Here is an 18,323-nt window from a genome sequence, read left to right on the forward strand (position 1 = left end):
GCGCCGCTCCCCCCCCCGGGGCCCCCCCGCGTCCCGGAGGGGGGAACGGACAGGTCGGGGACCGTCGGACCGGGGGTGCCGTCGGGTCGGGCCGGCCTGCGGGAGGAGTGGCCTGTATGTGGGCGGCGCGACCGCCACATCGGAATGCTAGGTGCACCGCGCCGGCCCACGCGTCACGCTGGGGATGTAACCCTGGAGATGTAGCTCGTGGGGACCGGGCCGTCCGGCGCCGGAACGGCCGCGGAGACGTCGACTGCGGCAGTCGGGGCGCGGCGACGGTTCCGGGCGGTGTCAGTCCCGCGCCATGGCCTCGATCAGGCTCTTGGGCCGCATGTCGGTCCAGTTCGCCTCGATGTGGTCCAGGCACTCCTGGCGCGCGGCCTCGCCGAACACCGACGTCCAGCCCTCGGGCACCTCGATGAAGACCGGCCACAGCGAGTGCTGGTCCGCGTGGTCCGCACGGTGCGGCAGCCGCGTCGACCAACGTCAACGCCCTTGCCAGCGTGGCTCGCGCCCTTCGGCGAAGGCGCGCGGTCCCTCGACGGCGTCCTGGCTGTACCGGCGCCGCTGTTCCCACCCGAACTCGGCGCTGAACGCCTCCTCCAGGGGCATGTCGACCGACCGCAGCACCGCCTCCTTGATGGCCCGCACCGCCAGTGGCGCGCTGCGCAGCAGCTCGGCCGTCCACTGCGCCACGCAGTCGTCCAGTTGGTCGGCCGGCACCACCTGGTTGACCAGCCCCAGGCGCAGCGCCTCCTGGGCGCCGAGCCGCCGGCCGGTCAGCAGGTAGCCCATCGCGGTCTTCAACGGGAGCTGACGGGCGAGACGGAAGGCACCGCCCGCCCCGGGGACCAGGCCGAGCCCGGCCTCCGGGAGGGCGAAGACGGCCTGCTCCGAGGCGATGATCAGGTCGCAGGCCAGGGCGAGCTCGAAGCCACCGCCCAGGGCATAGCCGTTGACCCGGGCGATCACCGGTTTGGAGAGTCCGAACCGCTCGGTCAGCCGGGGCCAACCGGGCTGGCCCCGGCTGCCGAACGTCGAGCGGGGCACGCCCTCCCGGTCCAGCCGGGCGCGTTCCTTGAGGTCCTGCCCGACGGTGAAGGCCCGGTCCCCGGCGCCGGTGAGCACCGCGACCCGGACGTCGTCGTCGGCTTCGACATCGTCCCAGATCGCGGCGAGTTCCTCGTGCATCCGCAGGTCCATCGCGTTGAGCACGGCGGGCCGGTCGAGCGTGATGCGGGCGACGTGGTCACGCTTCTCGTAGCGCACCCGCGGCTCGTGCTCCGCAGGCCGCCCGGGTTGCTCAGGCACCGACACTGGCACCGACGGCGGTCGGCTTGGGCGTGGAGAAGCGGGTGACCTTGTCGATCACGTCCGAGCTGTACAGGCGCAGCGCCTGCTCGAGGGAGAACTCGGCCATGTAGCGCCGGAACTCGTCCATCGGCTCGTCCGCCACGTTGAGCATGCGCCGGTTGGCGAGCACCGCCCGGCCGCGCAGCCGCTCGACACTGCGGTCGGCCGCCGCGTCCAGCTCGTCGGGCTCGTGGACCTCGTCGACCAGGCCCGCGGCCGAGGGCTCGGTGGCCCACAGCCGCCGCCCCCCGAGGATCATCTGACGGGAGACCCGGGGTCCGACCGCCTTGCCCAGCCGGAAGTTGGCGGCCCCGGGCACGATGCCCTCGGCCGCCGCGGGCAGGCTGAAGAAGGCGTCGGAGGCGGCGAGCACCTCGTCGAACACCAGGAGCAGCTGCATGCCGCCGCCGATGGCGAAGCCGTCCACCACCGCCGTCCAGGGCTTCTCCACGGTGTCGGGACGCCAGCCGGCGCCGTCCATCCGGACGCCTCGCAGGATCTTGTGGATGTAGCCGAGTTCCCGCCGCAGCAGGAAGTCGGTCAGTGAGATCCCGCCGCCGTGCAGGGACTTGAGGTTGATGCCGGCGCTGAACACCCGGCGGCCCCGGTAGCGCGGGTGGGTCATCACACCGCCGCGCAGCAGCCCGACCTCCACGGCCGGGTCGAGCAGGGCGAGGTCGACGGCGGTCTCGATGTCGTCGATCTGCCGGTTGTCCTCGGCGTTGAGGCAGTCGACGCGGACCATCGTCAGTCGTGCCGTGCTGCCGGTGCGCTCGAGCTGGACCGAGCCCAGGTCGACCCGTCCGGTCCCGGTGAACTCCGGCAGCAGGTCGAGGGCCCGTGGGGTGGGGCGCAGCATGGCGTCCAGCAGGTGTGCCCCTGCCTGCGGCGACCCGAGCACCTTGCTGAAGAAGATGCCCTGGTCGATCTCCAGCCCCTCCTTCTCGGCCTGCAGCTTGGACCGCTCGGCGGCCAGCCGAACGGCGTCGGGCACCAGTCCGGGGAAGGAGACGGCGGCGGCCTCGGCCAGCTCGGCGACCCGCAGGCAAAGGGTCCGGCCCTCGGTGAGCTCGTCGTAGACGGCATCGACGTGGACGTCCAGGAAGGCGGCCCGCAGCACCCGCACGGCGTCCAGGGCCGCGGCGGCGACGACGCGCTGCTCATCGGTGCGGTCCGCGGGGGCGGGGAGCACGGCCAGCAGGTCCTCGGCGTGCTCGGCGGCCTGGGCGAGCACGGCGCGGGCCGCGGCCAGTTCGCCGCGGACCTCGCGCAGATCGGCGGCGGCGGCCTCGATCACGCGGACGCTCCCACGGCGGCTCGGCGCAGCGTGCGGTCGCAGGCGGCCAGGTGGACTCCGAGGGCTTCGTCGAAGCTGGTGGCGGCGGCGTCGACCATCAGCTGCCGGCGGATCGCCAGCTCGGTGCCGGTGACCACGCCACCCCGCTCGGCGGCGAGGGCCAGGGCGGCGGCCGGGTCGGCGGCCAGTTCGTCGACCAGGTGCAGGGCGACCGCGTCGGCGGCGGCGATCGGGGTGCCGAAGAGCACGGCCCGGCGGATCGCGGCCGTGTGCGCGCCGTGCTGGGCGAGCCGGTAGATCGCCATGCCGGGCCAGGCGGTGCCGTCACCGACCGGGATGACCAGGCGGACCGTGTCGGTGGCGATGCGGTAGTCGGCGGCCAGCATCGCGTCCAGGGCGAGTCCGCCGCAGTCGCCGTCGGCGACCGCGATGGTGGTCGCGGGCAGCCGCTCCAGACGGCGCACCGCACGCTCCCACTTGCTGACCAGGGCGACCGTCAGATCGGTGCTCCAGGAGGCCTCGGGTGCGCCTGACACCTCGACGATCACCTTGCCGGGTCCGGCGCCGTCCTCGGCGCTGTCGCAGACGGCGGTGACCGCGGCGACGGCCTCGGCCGTCAGTCCTCTGCGGCCGTCGATCCGCAGCCGCAGCGCTTCGCCCCCGGTCGGGGCGGCGGGCTGCTGCTCAGTGGTCGTGCTGCGCTTCATCTGTTCCTCCGTCACCACTGCACCAGCGCGGTCTCGATGGTCGATCCGGGTCCCATGGTCATCAGTACGCCGTAGTCGCCGGCCCGGGTGGTCCCCTCCCGGAGCAGCCGCTCGTAGGAGAACAGGAAGGAGCCGCTCGACAGGTTCCCGTAGTCGCGCAGCACGTCGGTGGTGTGCCGGACGTCGTGGCGGGTGAGCCCGAGGTTGACCCGGACCGCGTCGATGACCTTCTTGCCGCCGGAGTGCACCAGCCAGTGACCGATGTCGCTGCGCCGCAGTCCGGCACCGTCCAGCAGCCGGTCCACCACCTGCTCGGCGTTGGCCCCGACCACGTAGGGCACGTGCGGATCGAGGTAGAAGCTGAACTTGCCCTGGGCGTCGTCCCAGTCGTAGCGCATCGCGTCGATCGCGTCGGTGATCAGGTGGCTGGCGAAGCCGAGGATGCGCGGGGCACCGGCGGTCGGCGGCACGTCGGGGGCGGCGTAGCCGGTGTCGGGGGTGTCGGCGATCAGGGCGATCGCGGCGGCGCCGTCGCCGAACAGGCTGTTGACCACGGCGGTGCGCATCGAACCGTCGATCACGTAGGCGGCCGAGCAGGCCTCGGCGCAGAGCAGCACGGCGACCTTGCCGGGGTTGGCCGAGGCCCAGGAGGCGGTGGCGTTCAGCGCGTTGAGGCCGGCGTTGCAGCCCATGCCGACGACGTCGATCCGGCTGGTCCTGGGGAGTATCCCCATCTCGCGGATCAGGTGGGCGCTCAGGCCGGGGGTCAGGAAGCCGGTGGTGGTGGTGCAGCAGAGGTAGTCGATGTCCGCGAGCTCGAGACCGGTGTTCTCCAGGCAGGCGCGGACCGCGCGGGCACCCATGTCGAGGGCGAGCCGCTTGTGCTTGGCGAGCAGGGCGCCCTGCGGCTCGGAGACCACGGCGCCGTCGGCGTCCAGCGGCGGGACGGTCAGGAAGCGCCGTTCGATCGCGCTGTTCAGGAAGACCGAGCGCACCTTGGGATCGGCGATCCGGAAGATGTCGAGCAACTCTCGCTGAGTGTAGGAGCGTTCGGTGGTGGCGGTGCCCACACCGGCGATCCGGGCGGCGGGCGTGCCCTCCTTGCGGGCGGTGGAGGGCTCCAGCAGGGCCGTACGGGCGCTGTCTCGGCGGGTCATCGGAAGGTCCACCCCCACATTCGGGTCTTGCTGCGGATCAGCGGCACTGCGGCGAACACGTCGTTCTCCTGTCTCGGTACGGGTGGGCGTGGGACGGCGACGGCCGCCCTCGGCGGCGTGCGGTCCCCAGGCCCTGGGTCGTACCGTCCGCGATCTCCGCAGCCGGCACGGGACAGCAGCAGGATGACCCTTGGGCGACTGGTCGATCAAGACTTGACCGTTGGACGACAGTTGGCCGTTGGCCGCCGAAGGGCTGCGGCTGACGAGCCCGACCCGCGCGGTCCGTGCAACTGCCGCCGGAACCGCAGTTGCACAGACCGCGGCTGCCGCGCGAGCCGTCGCCTCGGGGGTGGGAGCGGGTGGGTCCTCCGAGCGCGGGCGGGACTACTTCAGGGTGACCGCCCCCGCCATCCACTGCTTGGTGGCCATTCCGCTTGCCGCATACGCGCCGGTCGCGTTGACGATCTGGTACGCCGCCGCCAGCTGATCGCTGGAGACGAAAAGCTCGGGAAGGGCTGTGAAGCCGGTCGCCCAGACCGCGTTGCTGCCGCCCTGGACCCCCGCCACGCCGATGACGAGCTCGGCCGCGGCGGTCGTGGCGGGTGTGCTGCCCGAACTGAACACGCTACTGGTGCCCGCTGCCGAGGCATGCTGGTCGACCGTGGTCACCCCGGAGAACTCGTCGACGGCGAGATGCTCCTCACTTGTCGCCGGGAAGCTGAGCGTGATGGTGTCGGCGGAGCTGAGGGCCTTCACGTTGGTGGCGACCAGAAGCACCGTCGCGTCGCCGGCGCCGTCCGACTGATCCAGGACCGCGGTGTAACTGTCGCCCTGACTGTCCGTGGCGCTGACCGTACCGGACTTGGTGTTGGTCAGCATCGCGGCGACGACCAGAGCGTCACCGGCCCCCACGCCCGAGGCGCCGGGGTGGACGGAGAGCGAGCTGACGCTCGTCGTCCCTGTCGCCGCCGCCACCCGGCCGACGTAGGCAGGGTCGGAGCCGCCCGTCGCGGGGGCGGCCACGGTCACCGTGCCAGTCGTGGAGGCGGAGGCCGAGGCAGCGTCGGTGACCGTCACGGTGACGGTGTAAGTGCCCGGCGCGGTGTAGACGTGCGACAGCGTAGGCATGCTCTGGGTGGTGGCACCGCCGCCGTCGCCGAAGTTGAAGGTGTAGCCGGTCAGGGTGGAGCCGCTGTCGGTCGAAGCGCTCGCGTCGGCGGTCACGGTCAGCGGCGCGGTGCCACTGGTCGGCGTGAGCGTCAGGGCGGCGGTCGGGACGGGGGCGGGCGGTTGGGACTGCCCCCCGTACTCGTAGGCACCGCGGTCGGCGTAGGTGCGCGCACCTACGCCGGTGTTGGGCGTCGCGGGGTCGTCCGTCCGCGCGTTTCCGTCCGCGTCCACGGCCGGTTCGTCCGGCGCGGAGGAGTTCGCGGAGTCGATCGCCGGTGAGCCTGCCGTCAAGCGCAGGTTGCCCGAGGTGGCCGCGGCAAAGCGCGGGTCCGCGAGCAGGTCATGCGCGCCCTGCCCGGTGGCCTGGAAGGCGCTGAGGGTGGTGTACCCCGAACCGCCCCACTGGTAGAGCTTGGCTCCGGCGACGGAGGAGTGGGCGAGGTTGTAGTCGACGGCGGTCCCGGTGGTCGCCGTGTCGTAGATGCCGATCTCACCGGCACGCCCGGAGCCGTCCCTGCCCGCCGGGCCGTGGGCGCAGGCCGTGTTGACGGCGTTGTCCGTGGCGATGTTGTTCTCCACGATGAAGCCGGAGGAACTGCCCTCCACGTTGATGCCGTCGGTGCAGTTGCCGTGGACGGTGTTCCCGACCAGGACGCCGCCGGTCACACCGTTGTTGTCGATGCCGTGGTCGCCGTTGCCGTACAGCACGTTGTCGACGCTGACGTTGTTGTCGCCGCCGCTGTAGAACTGGAGCCCGGAATCCTCGTTGTCATGGAAGACGTTGTCCTCGACGAGGTTGCCGGGGGAGATGACGTCGAGCCCGTTGGCGTTGCGCTGCCAACCCTCGGCGTTGAAGGAAGCCTCGTTGCCCTGCACCGTGTCGCCGGTGGAGCCGCCGTCCACCCGGAAGCCGTGGAAACTGTTGTGATCCGCGGTGTTCCCGATCACCAGGGAGTCCCTGACGCCGGTCAGATCCACCGCGATCGCGTTCTGCCCCGAGACCGGCTGACCGACGTAGGTCACCGTGTTGTGGCTGATGGTGAGGTGATCGGAGTTGCTCAGCGCGATGCCGGTGCCGCTGGTCCGGGTGACGGCGAAGCCGTCGATCGTGACATAGCTCTTGGCGGAGACCACGAAGCCGTTCGCGCCGCCGGTGACGACGGCTCCCCCGGCGGTCGCCGACCTGATGACGACGGGCGCGCCAGCCGATCCCGAGTTGGCGACCGTCACCTTCTCGTCGTAGGTGCCGGAGGCGACGAGCACCGTCGTTCCCGCGGTCGCGACGGCGGCGCCCCTGGCGATGGTGCAGAAGGGCTGGGCAGAGCTTCCGGGCCCGGTGTCCGAGCAGCCGGTTCCGCCCACGTAGTAGGTGGTGGTCGTGGCATGCGCGGCGGGCAGGGCGGTGGTGAGTGCGACGGCGGCACCGAGCAGTGCGGCTGCGGCTGCGGCTGCGCTGAGGGCCTTCCGGCCAGGCGTGGGGTGGGTCACGTTGCTCCAGTTCTACGGTGGTGGGTCGTCCACCCGCCGAGCCTTCCGGTATCGGATCCCAGGGCGATCGCAGAGCGATCACACGGCCGTCGAACTGGAGCGATGCGACTGCGCTTCGGTTGAAGACGGATGCCTCAGCGGTGAAAGAGCACCGCGAGAGCCTCCCACTGGGCCGTCGTGGTGCCAGTGGCAGCGCACTTCTGCGGCTCCGCGACGAACCGGAAGGCGGTGGTCTGCCGGTACGAGGAGAGCGTCAGGACGGGCAGCGCCTGCCAGTCGGCGGAGAACTGGGGTGCGGGGCCGCTGTTCGTCGAGATCACGCTGACCAGAAGGTCACCCACGGCGCAGGACAGCGGGGCAGCGCTGGTGCTGAAGGAGGTGCTGTTGTGGCCGTTGAGGTTCGATGCTCCGGCCTGGCCGGTGACCCCTGTGACGCCGGAGAAGACGTCCGCGGCCAAGTGGTACTTGCTGGCCTGAGGGTAGCTGGCGCTGATCCGGTCCACGGTGTCCAACTGCTTGGCGTCGAAGGCGGCGAAGAGCATGGTGCGGTGCCAGTAGGCATCCACCACGTCGCCGACCATGGTGTAGGTGTTCCCGGCGGAGTCCTTCACGGAGACCGTTCCCGCACTGGTGGCGGTGAGCGTGAGCGAGACGAGCACGACGTCGCCTCGGTGGGTCCGGGAGACCACGGGGACGTCGATGCCCGTGGTGGTGAGGATCTGGTCGTCGAAGCCGATGCGGCCCAGGTAGCGGACGTGGCCGTCGGGCGCGGCCATGGTGGCGGAAGTGGCCGTCCTGAGGGTTGCGGCATGGTTGACCGGGCCCGCTGCGGGGGCGTCGGCTCCGCCTGGCGCCAGCCCCAGTGAGGCGGCGACGGCGGCCGCGACGCAGCACGCGAGGCCGGCCCACAGGCCGGTGCGCACCAGCCGCGGGGCGGACCGTAACCGGCCCCGGGCGGTCCGCCGCGGGAGCCCGGCCTCAGCCCCGGCGTTCGGGTCGCCCGGCGGCGCCGCCTCCCCCACCACGCCGGACGGCGGCACCGGCGCAGCCACCGCCGCAGCGTCCACCGGTACTGCGAGTGCCGGCGCCGCCACGGTCAGGGCCGACGCCGGGCCGGCCGAAGGCTCCCCGGTCAGGAGCGGCAGCAGCCTGGCGGCGGGATCCTGCTGCAGCACGGCCTGCTGCAGTTGGTGCAGGTCACGTCCGGGTTCGACGCCCAGCTCGTCGGCCAGCTGGTCCCGGAACGCCCGATACGCGGCCAGGGCCTCGGTCTGTTCGCCGCTGCCGTAGAGGGCGATGATCAGCTGAGCGACCAGCCGCTCGTGCCAGGGGTGCGCGGCTCGCAGCGGGTGCAGGCGCCCGGTGGCCTCCGTGAACCGGCCCAGGTGCAGGTCGCTGTCGACCTGGAGTTGCAGCGCCTGGAACCGGAGTGCTTCCAGCGCCTCCAAGTGGTCCTGTCGCAGTCGCTGGGAGGGCACGTCCAGAAGTGCCTCGCCCCGCCACAGCGCGAGCGCGTCCCGTAGGTCCTCGCCCGCCGCGCGCCAGTCCTGGTCGGCCGCGGCCGACCGGGCTCTGCGGTAGAGGGCGGCGAATGCCTCCGCATCGAGCTCGCCGGGGCGCACCTCGATGAGATGGCCGGGCGCCTGCGTCCGGATCCGCTCCGCGGCGGACGGTCCGAGCGCCTTGCGCAGCCGCATGATGTGGTTGTTGAGCGCCTGTCGCGGCGCCTCCGGGGGACTGTCCTCCCACACGAGCGCCACCAGGGCCTCAGCGGGCACGACCTGATTGGCCTTCAGCAAAAGTGCGGCCAGCACACTGCGCTGGAGGGCCGAGCCGATGGGCCGGCTCTCACCGTCCACCCGCACCAACAGAGATCCGAGCATGCCGAATTCGACGCTTTCCGACACCACGACGCCGTCCCCCCACCCCAACAAGCTCCATCGCCGCCCGGGAAAGGCCCAGTTGGGCGCCACTGTGATCGCAGTGTGATCGGGATGGTAGCCGATCAGGTCACCCTGTCGCGACGGATTCTGAGCGCGTGCTGCCAACACCGCTCGGACCGCTTGACCCGTGCCCCATGCGCGGGTCATTTCGCGTCCACAGAGAGGGACTTACATGGCATCAGTCAGTCCGTTCGGGGGTAGGAAACATCGAAAACTGCTACGGCGGGTCGTACCGCTCGCACTGGCAGGGATCGTTGCCACCGGCGTCGGCGCCAGCCCCATCAGTTCCGTGGCGGCAGCCGCCGCTCCGTCCCCGTCCAAGCAGCCGGCGTCTGTCACCGAGCGCCCCGACGCCTTCTCGGCGGCGATGGCCGCCCGCAAGCAGCACCACCGGGTCGAGGTGACGAACGACCGAACCGAGACCTCGACGACCTTCGCCAACCCCGACGGCACCTTCACCATGGAGCAGTCGGAGCAGCCGGTCCGGGTGAAGGCCGCCGCCGGCTGGGTACCGGTCGACACCACGCTCGTCGCCAACCCCGACGGGTCGGTCTCGGCCGCCGCGCATCCCGCCGGACTGCGGCTGTCCGGGGGCTCGGCCAAGGACGCCGACCAGACCCTGGTGACCCTTGGCACCGGTGCCTCCACGGTCGCTCTCTCCTGGCACGGCACACTGCCGAAGCCGAAGCTGTCCGGCGACACCGCGACCTACGCCGACGCCCTGCCAGGTGTCGACCTGAAGATCCAGGCGACCCGCACCGGCTTCGAGACGTTCCTCGTCCTGAGGTCCAAGCCGGTCGGGGCGCTGTCCTTCACCCTCCCGCTGCGCGCCGACGGTCTCAAGGCGAGCGGCAACGAGAGCGGCGGGGTCGACTTCCGCGACGCGAAGGGCACCGTCGTCGGCTCCATGCCGGCGCCGACCATGTGGGACAGCCGGATCGACGGCAGCACCGGGATGCCCTCCCACACGGCGCCGGTCTCGCTGACCGCCGTCACCAAGGACGGCGTCGTGGACCTCACCTACACGGCGGACGCCGGCTTCCTCGCGCAGGCCGACTACCCGGTGACCATCGATCCGGCCACCTCACTGGGACGCAACCACTGGCTGCTCGCCTCCCTGTACGAGCCAACCCGCACGTACTTCGACTCCGACAACAATGCCGACGTCGGCACCCCCGACAGCGGAACCCACGTCTACAGGTCCTTCTTCTCCTTCGACCCCTCCTCGGTCTGGGGCAAGCACGTCCTGTCCGCGACGCTCAACACCAACGAGACGCACGCGTGGACCTGCACCGCTGCCCCGGTGGAGCTCTGGGACACGGGAACGTTCAGCTCCTCGTCCAACTGGTCCAACCAGCCGGCCTGGAACACGAAGCTGGGCAGCAAGACCGTCGCCAACGGCTACGACTCCTCCTGTCCTGCCGCGAACGTCCCCTGGGACGTCACCGGTGACGTCCAGGGCTGGGCGAGCTCGAGCGCCGCAGTCGGCACGATGGCGCTGCGAGCCACCAGCGAGAGCGACTCCACGCAGTGGAAGTGGTTCGACTCGAACCCGTCGATCTCGGTGACGTACAACTCGTACCCGGGGACGCCGACCTCGCAGACCGTCAGCCCCTCGGTCACCACCGGCGGCACGCCCTACACCAACACCCCCACCCCGACCCTGTCGACCACCGACACGGACGCTGACGGCGGCAACCTCACCTACACCTTCCAGGTGCTGTCCGGCTCCACGGTCGTCGCGACCGGCACCGCCTCGGGCGTCTCCTCGGGCGGCTCCGCCACCTGGACCACGCCCTCGCTGGCCAACGGCGCCTACACCTGGCAGGTCCGGGCGTACGACGGCACCGACTACGGGCCGTGGTCGGGGGCGCAGGCCTTCACCGTCAACGCCGACATCGACGCGGCGCCGTCGGTCTCCTCCACCGGCTACCCGGCGAACACGTGGACAGCCCAGAACCCGGCCGGCAACGCGTTCACCTTCGGGGACACTTCGACGGACGTCACCGGCTACGTCTACGGCCTGGACACCAACCCGCCGTCGACCTTCACCACCTCCTCGTCGGTGACCCTCAACCCGGGGCCTGGCCTGCACACGCTCTACGTGCAGGCGCAGAACAGCTCGGGCAACCGCTCCGGCGCGACCTCGTACGTCTTCGGCGTCGGCTCCTCGGGAGTCGCCGAGCCCGCCGACGGCACAACCGGCTCGTCGACGTTCAACCTCAGGGCCACCGCACCGAGCGGAGCCACTGGGGTGACCTTCCAGTACCGCGTCGGCACCAGCGGATCGTTCACCACGATCCCGGCCGGTGACGTCACCAACGCGGGCGCTGCGGTCAACTGGCCGGTCGCCACCACGTCGGTCACGGCCGGCGTCAGCTCGCCCGAGCTGGTCTGGAAGGCGAGCAGGACGCTGACCGGTGACGGCCCGCTGCAGCTCCAGGCCGTCTTCGCTGCAGGCTCGACCACCCCGCCGGTGACGGTCACCCTTCAGCGCAACGGCGTCGGCTCGGACTTCGCCGCCACCACGCTGGGCCCGGTCACCGTCGGCCTGCAGTCGGGCAACGCCTCGCTGTCGGCCACCGACGTGTCGATCGCCTCCTACCGGGCGGGACTCGGCGTCTCCCGCACCTTCAACTCCCTGGCGCAGAACACCCCGTCGATCTTCGGGCCGGGCTGGACCGCCTCGCTGCCGGTGCTCGGCACCTCCGCCTCCTGGTCCTCGCTGGTGGACGGCGGCAGCTACGCCCAGCTGACCGGGGCCGACGGCTCGGTGCGGACCTTCCTGACCGGAGGCACGAGCGGCGGCGTCACCGCCTACAGCGGCCAGGGCGCCACGGCCACCTCCGGGCTGGTCCTCACCAAGTCCTCCAGCGGCTTCCTGCTGGTCGACGGCTCCGGCACGCAGGTGAGGTTCACCGTCCCGGACAGCAGCAAGCCCAGCGTCTACGCGCCCTCGCTGGTCACTCAGCCGGGCACCAACAAGTCGATCGGCTACTCCTACTCGGGCGGCAAGCTCGTCCTGATCACCGCCCCCGACCCCGCCGTCGCGGACAACACGGCGACGACCGCGGCCTGCGCCTACCCGGTCACCTCCTCGTCGTGGTCGGCGGGCTGCCGCGGCCTGGTCCTCAACTACGACACGACGACCGGCAACCTCTCCGAGGTCGACTTCGTCACCGTGGACAACTCCACGGGCTTCCAGCAGATCCCCGTCGCCGACTACTCCTACGACGGCAACGGCCGTCTGGTCGCCGAGTGGGACCCGCGGATCAGCCCGGCGCTGAAGAACCAGTACAGCTACGACGCCCACGGGCGCCTCGCCTCGGTCACCCCGGCGCAGGACCCGACCACCGGCACCCTGAAGCCGTACACCTTCACCTACGACAACACCGCCGGCGACGTCGACTACGGCAAGCTGCTCAACGTCACCCGCACGCACAGTGACAGCACCGCCGCCGTGCAGTCGGTGCTCTACCACGTCCCGGTCACCAAGGCGGCGGGCGGCCCGATCGACATGGACCCGGCGGCCATCGCCACCTGGGGTCAGTCGGACGCCCCGGTCTCGGCAGTGGCGGAGTTCCCGGCCGACCACGTGCCCGGCTCCACCCCGGACTACACGTGGGCCACGCTCCACTACTACGACGCCAACGGCCACGAGACCAACACTGCCTCGTACGGCAACGGCTGGCACATCACCACGACGGAGTACGACGCCAACGGCAACGTGGTCCGCGAGCTCACGGCCGCCAACCGCGAGACGGCTCTCGCCTCCGGCCCGTCCGGCGCCGCACCGACGTACGTCGGCCGCACGGGCTCCAGGACCGGCACGGGCACGGGACTGACCTCGGTCACCGTCCCGGTGACGGCGGCGGTCAAGGCCGGCGACGCGCTGGTGCTCTCGACGATGCTCACCAACACGGTGAACAATGGTGTCGCGGGCAACGTCACCGCCACGGACAGCCAGGGCGACACCTTCCAGGTCGTCGCCGACGCCAACGACGGGTCCGCCAAGGACCGCACCCTGATGACGGCCGCCTTCGGCGTCCACGCGCTCTCCACCTCCGACACCGTCACGCTGCACTTCCCCTCCACCGGGGAGTACCAGGTGGCGGTCGACGAGATCGCGGGCGCCAGCGGCCTCGACGTCACCTCGTCGGCGGCGGGAGCCGCGGGTACCAACGTCAACTCCGGCAACACGCCGACCACGGCCACGGCCAACGAACTCGTCTTCGGCACGTCCGGCATCCAGGGTGGTTCCACCACCTCCTGGACCGGCGGCTTCACCGCCCTGCCGACCCTGTTCGTCTCCAGCGACCAGCTCGGCACGGCCTACAGGACCGTCTCCTCCACCGGCGCCTACGCGGCGACGGCCACGGCCACCCACTCCTGGATGGCAGCGGTCGCAACCTTCCGCTCGGGGGTGAACACCGCAGCGATCGCCAAGCAGCTGGACACGGAGAACATCTACTCCGCGGACGGCATGGAGCTCCTCGACACCTACGGCCCGATGCACTCCATCGCGGTCACCGGCTACACCACCCCCCAGCAGGCCCGTACCCACACCCACCACGTCTACGACGAGGGCGCACCCAACGGCGACAAGGACACCAACGGCAATCCGTTCCGGCTCGTCACCACGACGACCGAATCGGCGAGCCTCGGCGCGACCATCCCCGGATCCGTCGACACCGACGCGAGGACCACCAAGAACGCCTACTCACTCGGCACCGACAACACCGGCTGGACCTTGCGCGCTCCGCTGCAGACGATCACGGACCCGACCGGGCTCGCGATCACCAGGACCCAGCGGTTCAACACCGACTCGGCGCTCTACGGCGGTGAGCCACTTCAGGTCTCGTCGTCGCAGCCATCGGACACTGCCGGTACGGCAGCGGGCACGGTGAAGACCGTGTACTACACGGCTGGGACCAACACGGGCGACTCGGCCTGCGGCAACCAGCCGAACTGGGCCAACCTGGTCTGCAAAGCACTCCCCGCAGCGCAGCCCGGCACCACCGGCCTGGCCAACCTTGCAGTGACCTCGTACACGTACAACCTGTACCTCCAGCCGACCGCCAGGACCGAGGACTTCGGATCGGGTAACACCCGCACCACCGCGACCAGCTACGACAGTGCCGGCCGCACCGTGCGGTCGTCGATCGCGACCACCGGCACCGGCCTGGGGACGGCCGTTCCGGCCACCGTCACTGTCTACTCGACGGCGCTCGGTGCCCCAACCGACGTCGAATCCGTCGACGGTTCGAACAATGTCACCGCCGATCTCAAGACCACGTACGACGAGTTCGGGAACATCGCGACCTACACCGACGCGGACGCGAACGTCTCGACGTACGCTTACGACCTCGCCAACCGGGTCACATCTCTGAATGACGGAAAGGGCACGACGACTCTCACCTTCAACGGCGGCACGGAGCGCCGCGGCCTTCCGACTTCGGAGGTCGACTCCCAGGTCGGAACGTTCACGGCTTCCTACAACGCCGACGGTGGCCTGGTCAGCCAGGCCTATCCCGGCGGCACGACCGGTTCATATACCTTCAGCCCGACCGGCAAGGCCACGTCGCTGGCGTACTCGAACGCGAACTGGACCTCGACGCTTCAGGATGCGGTGACCCCGACCGTTCACGACGACTGGGCCGGTCGTTCCGTGCTCAACAGCAGCCAGGCCTACGACTACGACGCCGTCGACCGGCTGACCGTCGCCAAGGACACGCAGGCCGGCATCTGCACCACCCGCAGCTACGCATACGACGCCGACTCCAACCGGCTCTCGCTCGGGACGGCGAACGCGGGTAGTGCCGGGGCGTGCCAGTCGACGGCCGGCTCCACCGAGGCGTTCACCTACGACCCGGCTGACCGCTTGGTCACCTCCGGCTACACCTACGACGCGATCGGGCGGATCACGACCACGCCGTCCATCGACGCCGGAGGGAACGGCGACGTCAGCGCCACCTTCAACACCGATGACATGCTCGCCGGCCAGACCCAGGGCACGAACAGCAAAACCTGGACCCTGGACCCGGCGGGTACCAGGTACCGCACCAGTACCGACAGCGCGACCTCGACCACGACGACGAACCATTACGCGAACAGCTCCGACAGTCCGTCGTGGACCCAGGGGAGCTCGTCGACCTGGACCCGCAACGTCCTGGGACTGGACGGCAACCTCACGGCGATCGCACCGTCGAGCGGGACCGCGGTGGTCAGCTTCATCAGCCTTCACGGCGACGTGATGGCAACCGGCACCCCGAACACCAGCGACATCGGCCCGTCCGCGACGTTCACCTATGGGGAGTTCGGGAGCACCGAGTCCGGCAACCCCGGGACGTACGGTTGGCTCGGTGGTGTTCTACGCTCCAGCAACACCCTGGGCGGAACCCTGCTCATGGGGGCGCGTGCATACAGCGTCGGCACAGGCCGCTTCAACCAGGCCGACCCGGTGGCCAACGGCAGCGCGAACCTGTACGAGTACGGTGCCCAGAACCCGCTTACCAACTACGACTCCAGTGGCCGTTGTAGCAGCCACTGGTACGCGAGCTTCTGTACCTGGTCGGGTCACATCGCCATCGGACTCAGCTGGAACCAGGACCTCATGTGGTTCCAGGGAGGAGGGTGGACCGCCGTTGGGGCGATCGCCGGCCTGTGTGTCGTCTGTGGAGCGCTCGCTGCCGGACTGGTCGCGGTCATCGGCCAGTACCTCTCGGGAAACCGGCCACGATGGCAGGCCGTCTGGATCACGTTCCACTACGGCTGGCGGTGGGGTTGGATACCGCATCCCTACTTCGGTCTCGACAGCGTCCGCTACTCCTAGAAACTGGGTGAGTCCAGTCGGAGATTGAGAAGCACCCCGGCACAAGGCGTATTGCCGTCGGCCCCAGGCCGGCGGCAATACGCCTTTCGCTGTCTTACTGGACATTCCAGAACGGTGCGTACCTTGCTCGGGTGACTCGTTGGCCTCGTTGCTCCATTGCCACGGCCGGTTGATCCCGTGCCCGTGATGTCGCGTTCATCACTGTCCGTAGGCCGTTCCGGTCAGGGCTGCGCGTCGGCTGTCGCGCCGGGCCACGCTTTCCGCGCTGGACTGACGGGCAGTCACTGACCGAACCCGGACCACGGCACTGGTTACGCACCGAGGAGTACGCGCTTGCGTAGCAGCTACCTGACGCTGCGCCAGGAGCGCTGCCTCCTACCGCTCCGTCCCTCCGATACGGCAGCTCTAGCTGCGGACCGCCTCATCGCTACCCAACCCACCCGACACCCAGGCAGCCGCCTGACCCGCCGGCGCGCACTTGATCGGTGGCAGATACGTCAAGTGCGAACCCTCTGACCAGATTCGCCGATCACGGCGGGCAGCCGTCCGACCCGTTTCCGCAGGTTGGAGTCCGACTCGTACACGTCATGTCGCAGCCCATCAGGCATTGTGCGGCCCCGCGCCCAGCATGTGGTCCCGCACTGGTCCCGCTCGGCCTGGCCTGGCCCGACCATCCCACCGCGTCAGGCCGGTGGCCTCTTCCTCCGGAAGCAAGTCGAACATCTGATCGACCTGGGCACCCAGTGCCACCGACCTGCCGATAGTCCGTGAGTGTCCGTGGAGGTACCTCCTTGTGCGCCCCCGTTGTAGCGCAGGTAGACACTCGCAACAGCGCTTGCCAGCCTGCGCATCGCTCTCAGCTGTCACCATTCACGCCACTCATCCGTGATCGCATGTCGGTCAATGCCGTGGCGCGCTGTGAGCGCTGAAACATCAATGCCGCTGTTCGCCAACACCTGGTCGATGTATTCACACAGTTGCTCTCGCTCGCCGGTCTCGTAGGCGGCGTGATCGAAAGACTCGTTGACGGCGTTCAACGCGAGCACTACGCGCTTGACCATCTCCATGACCTGCACGTCCGATGGTTCTGCGAGCGCACGAAAGTCAGTCTCGAAGTCCTGGAGGACGACATCCGTGGCGGCCAAAAGCGCCTCCGGAAAGAGGCCCGCCATGTAGGCGTGCTCGGGATCCAGAGTGCCTGCTGCAAGCCCGCGCGCCTCCTCGGCTACGCCTTCGCGCCAAGTCCCAGACGGTCTGATCATCATGGTCGGACCATAACGGTCGACGCCGACACCACCGCCTCCGAAAGGCGGCAGGCCGTCACCTGGGCTGACCTGGCTGGATGTCACCTAGCCCGCCCCAGGCGGGTCGGACCGTCGGATCCCGCTCTTCCCCGTGGCTCCCCACTCGGTCGGGCACGTTTGGGGGCGCGGTGTCTACACCTCGTCGTCTCGCGCCAAGATCAGGTTGATCGAGCCTTCCTCGAGGTTGATCCCTCCATCGAGGTGCAAGTGGTATCCCCCGCCGAGTTCAGGGTCGGCAAGATTGACAAGCTGCTCAGCCAGGGCATGAAGCCCGGCCGCATTGGCCGCGATGGTGATCTCGGCCGCTGAGCCGTACACCTTGATTCGGGGGGTGTCCATAGCGGCACGGTACCGCGCGGGTTTGGCCGGCCTGTGGCCAGCTCTCGGGATCGGGATGAGCGGGGGCTCCCTCCTCGATCGGGCAGCTTTGCGTAGAGAAGGTTTTTACTCATCCCTCCTCGTTCCCCCGATCGTCTTCGGGGACGGCCTGCCGGCCTTGCCTGATCCGGTTCACCTGGCGTGGTCTTTTCCGTTGGCGCATGGGCATGCTGACGTGACGTCAGACCAGCGCAGGGAGGGGACAGCATGGTTGAGCTGACAGTCAGGCCGTGGCGGAAGCCCGGCAAGGAACGGCTGTACGTGAACAGGCCCGGCGTACGCGGGGAGTCGGTCGCGTGGCTCGACTGCCTGACCGGAGAAGTCTCCCTCGAACCTCCGGCTCGCGCGGATCCTGCGCTGGCGTCGGCAGCGGTGGCGAAGATCGAGGAATGGTGCCAGAGCTCGGGACGTGGGATTCCACCCCGGACGGTCAAGGGTCATGGCCCGGTGCTGCCAGCTCAGCCGCCGCCGGCACCGTCCCGACCGACAGAGCCATTGGCACCGCTTCCGCCTACGGCCGTCCCGTTCTTGCCGCCCATGAGGCATGAGGACGATCTTGCCAGGAATCTACCCGGCGCCGGTCTGGCGGGGCTGGTTCGAGCCAGCGAGCGGAAGCACAAGCTACCGGTTCGGCTCCTTGCCAAGCTCGTCGGCGATCAGCTGGGCGATCCGGCGGCGCTCAGTGGGCTGGAGG

At 70.0% G+C, this 18,323-nt stretch carries 10 protein-coding genes; 1 reads left to right on the forward strand and 9 read right to left on the reverse strand.

Annotation, left to right across the window (positions count from 1 at the left end; genetic code table 11):
- Window positions 1-291: 291 nt before the first annotated feature.
- From ABD323_RS29100 to ABD323_RS29130, 7 genes are all read right to left on the reverse strand, one after another.
- A complete protein-coding gene (locus tag ABD323_RS29100) occupies window positions 292-471 on the reverse strand; it encodes an MbtH family protein (protein ID WP_344444986.1) in 180 nt (59 codons plus the stop codon).
- A 15-nt stretch (window positions 472-486) separates the two neighbouring features.
- Window positions 487-1,311: an enoyl-CoA-hydratase DpgD gene (gene dpgD, locus ABD323_RS29105; protein ID WP_344444976.1), complete on the reverse strand. Its 825-nt coding sequence runs from the start codon at window positions 1,309-1,311 to the stop codon at window positions 487-489.
- Window positions 1,304-2,650, reverse strand: a complete 1,347-nt coding sequence (gene dpgC / locus ABD323_RS29110; protein WP_344444977.1) for a (3,5-dihydroxyphenyl)acetyl-CoA 1,2-dioxygenase DpgC — start codon at window positions 2,648-2,650, stop codon at window positions 1,304-1,306. Before dpgC ends, dpgD begins: the two co-directional genes overlap by 8 nt.
- Entirely contained in the window at window positions 2,647-3,357 is a 711-nt protein-coding gene (gene dpgB / locus ABD323_RS29115) for an enoyl-CoA-hydratase DpgB (protein ID WP_344444978.1), read from the reverse strand. Before dpgB ends, dpgC begins: the two co-directional genes overlap by 4 nt.
- An 11-nt stretch (window positions 3,358-3,368) precedes the next feature.
- Window positions 3,369-4,514 carry a 3,5-dihydroxyphenylacetyl-CoA synthase DpgA gene (gene dpgA / locus ABD323_RS29120; RefSeq protein ID WP_344444979.1) on the reverse strand — a complete coding sequence of 382 codons (1,146 nt, stop codon included), beginning with the start codon at window positions 4,512-4,514 and terminating at the stop codon, window positions 3,369-3,371.
- A 384-nt stretch (window positions 4,515-4,898) separates the two neighbouring features.
- Window positions 4,899-7,172, reverse strand: coding sequence for a right-handed parallel beta-helix repeat-containing protein (locus ABD323_RS29125; RefSeq protein WP_344444980.1), 2,274 nt, complete (start codon window positions 7,170-7,172; stop codon window positions 4,899-4,901).
- A gap of 134 nt (window positions 7,173-7,306) precedes the next feature.
- Window positions 7,307-9,055, reverse strand: a complete 1,749-nt coding sequence (locus tag ABD323_RS29130; protein ID WP_344444982.1) for an AfsR/SARP family transcriptional regulator — start codon at window positions 9,053-9,055, stop codon at window positions 7,307-7,309.
- Window positions 9,056-9,404: 349 nt separating this feature from the next.
- Between ABD323_RS29130 and ABD323_RS29135 the strand changes: the two genes are divergently transcribed.
- Window positions 9,405-15,947: an RHS repeat-associated core domain-containing protein gene (locus tag ABD323_RS29135; protein ID WP_344444983.1), complete on the forward strand. Its 6,543-nt coding sequence runs from the start codon at window positions 9,405-9,407 to the stop codon at window positions 15,945-15,947.
- Window positions 15,948-16,810: 863 nt separating this feature from the next.
- Here ABD323_RS29135 and ABD323_RS29140 read toward each other — a convergent pair.
- Together ABD323_RS29140 and ABD323_RS29145 are read right to left on the reverse strand one after the other, a co-directional pair.
- Entirely contained in the window at window positions 16,811-17,296 is a 486-nt protein-coding gene (locus ABD323_RS29140) for a hypothetical protein (protein WP_344444984.1), read from the reverse strand.
- A gap of 87 nt (window positions 17,297-17,383) precedes the next feature.
- Window positions 17,384-17,590 (reverse strand): Imm32 family immunity protein, encoded by a 207-nt coding sequence (locus ABD323_RS29145; RefSeq protein ID WP_344444985.1) that lies wholly within the window; start codon window positions 17,588-17,590, stop codon window positions 17,384-17,386.
- Window positions 17,591-18,323 lie beyond the last annotated feature (733 nt).

Source organism: Kitasatospora nipponensis, from assembly GCF_039528135.1.
Classification (GTDB): domain Bacteria; phylum Actinomycetota; class Actinomycetes; order Streptomycetales; family Streptomycetaceae; genus Kitasatospora; species Kitasatospora nipponensis.

What these genes read in the sequence shown, in the direction of transcription:
- ABD323_RS29130 (WP_344444982.1), bottom strand. Translation starts at nt 9,055, where the DNA reads ATGCTCGGATCTCTGTTGGTGCGGGTGGACGGTGAGAGCCGGCCCATC.
- dpgB (WP_344444978.1), bottom strand. Translation starts at nt 3,357, where the DNA reads ATGAAGCGCAGCACGACCACTGAGCAGCAGCCCGCCGCCCCGACCGGG.
- dpgA (WP_344444979.1), bottom strand. Translation starts at nt 4,514, where the DNA reads ATGACCCGCCGAGACAGCGCCCGTACGGCCCTGCTGGAGCCCTCCACC.
- ABD323_RS29145 (WP_344444985.1), bottom strand. Translation starts at nt 17,590, where the DNA reads ATGGACACCCCCCGAATCAAGGTGTACGGCTCAGCGGCCGAGATCACC.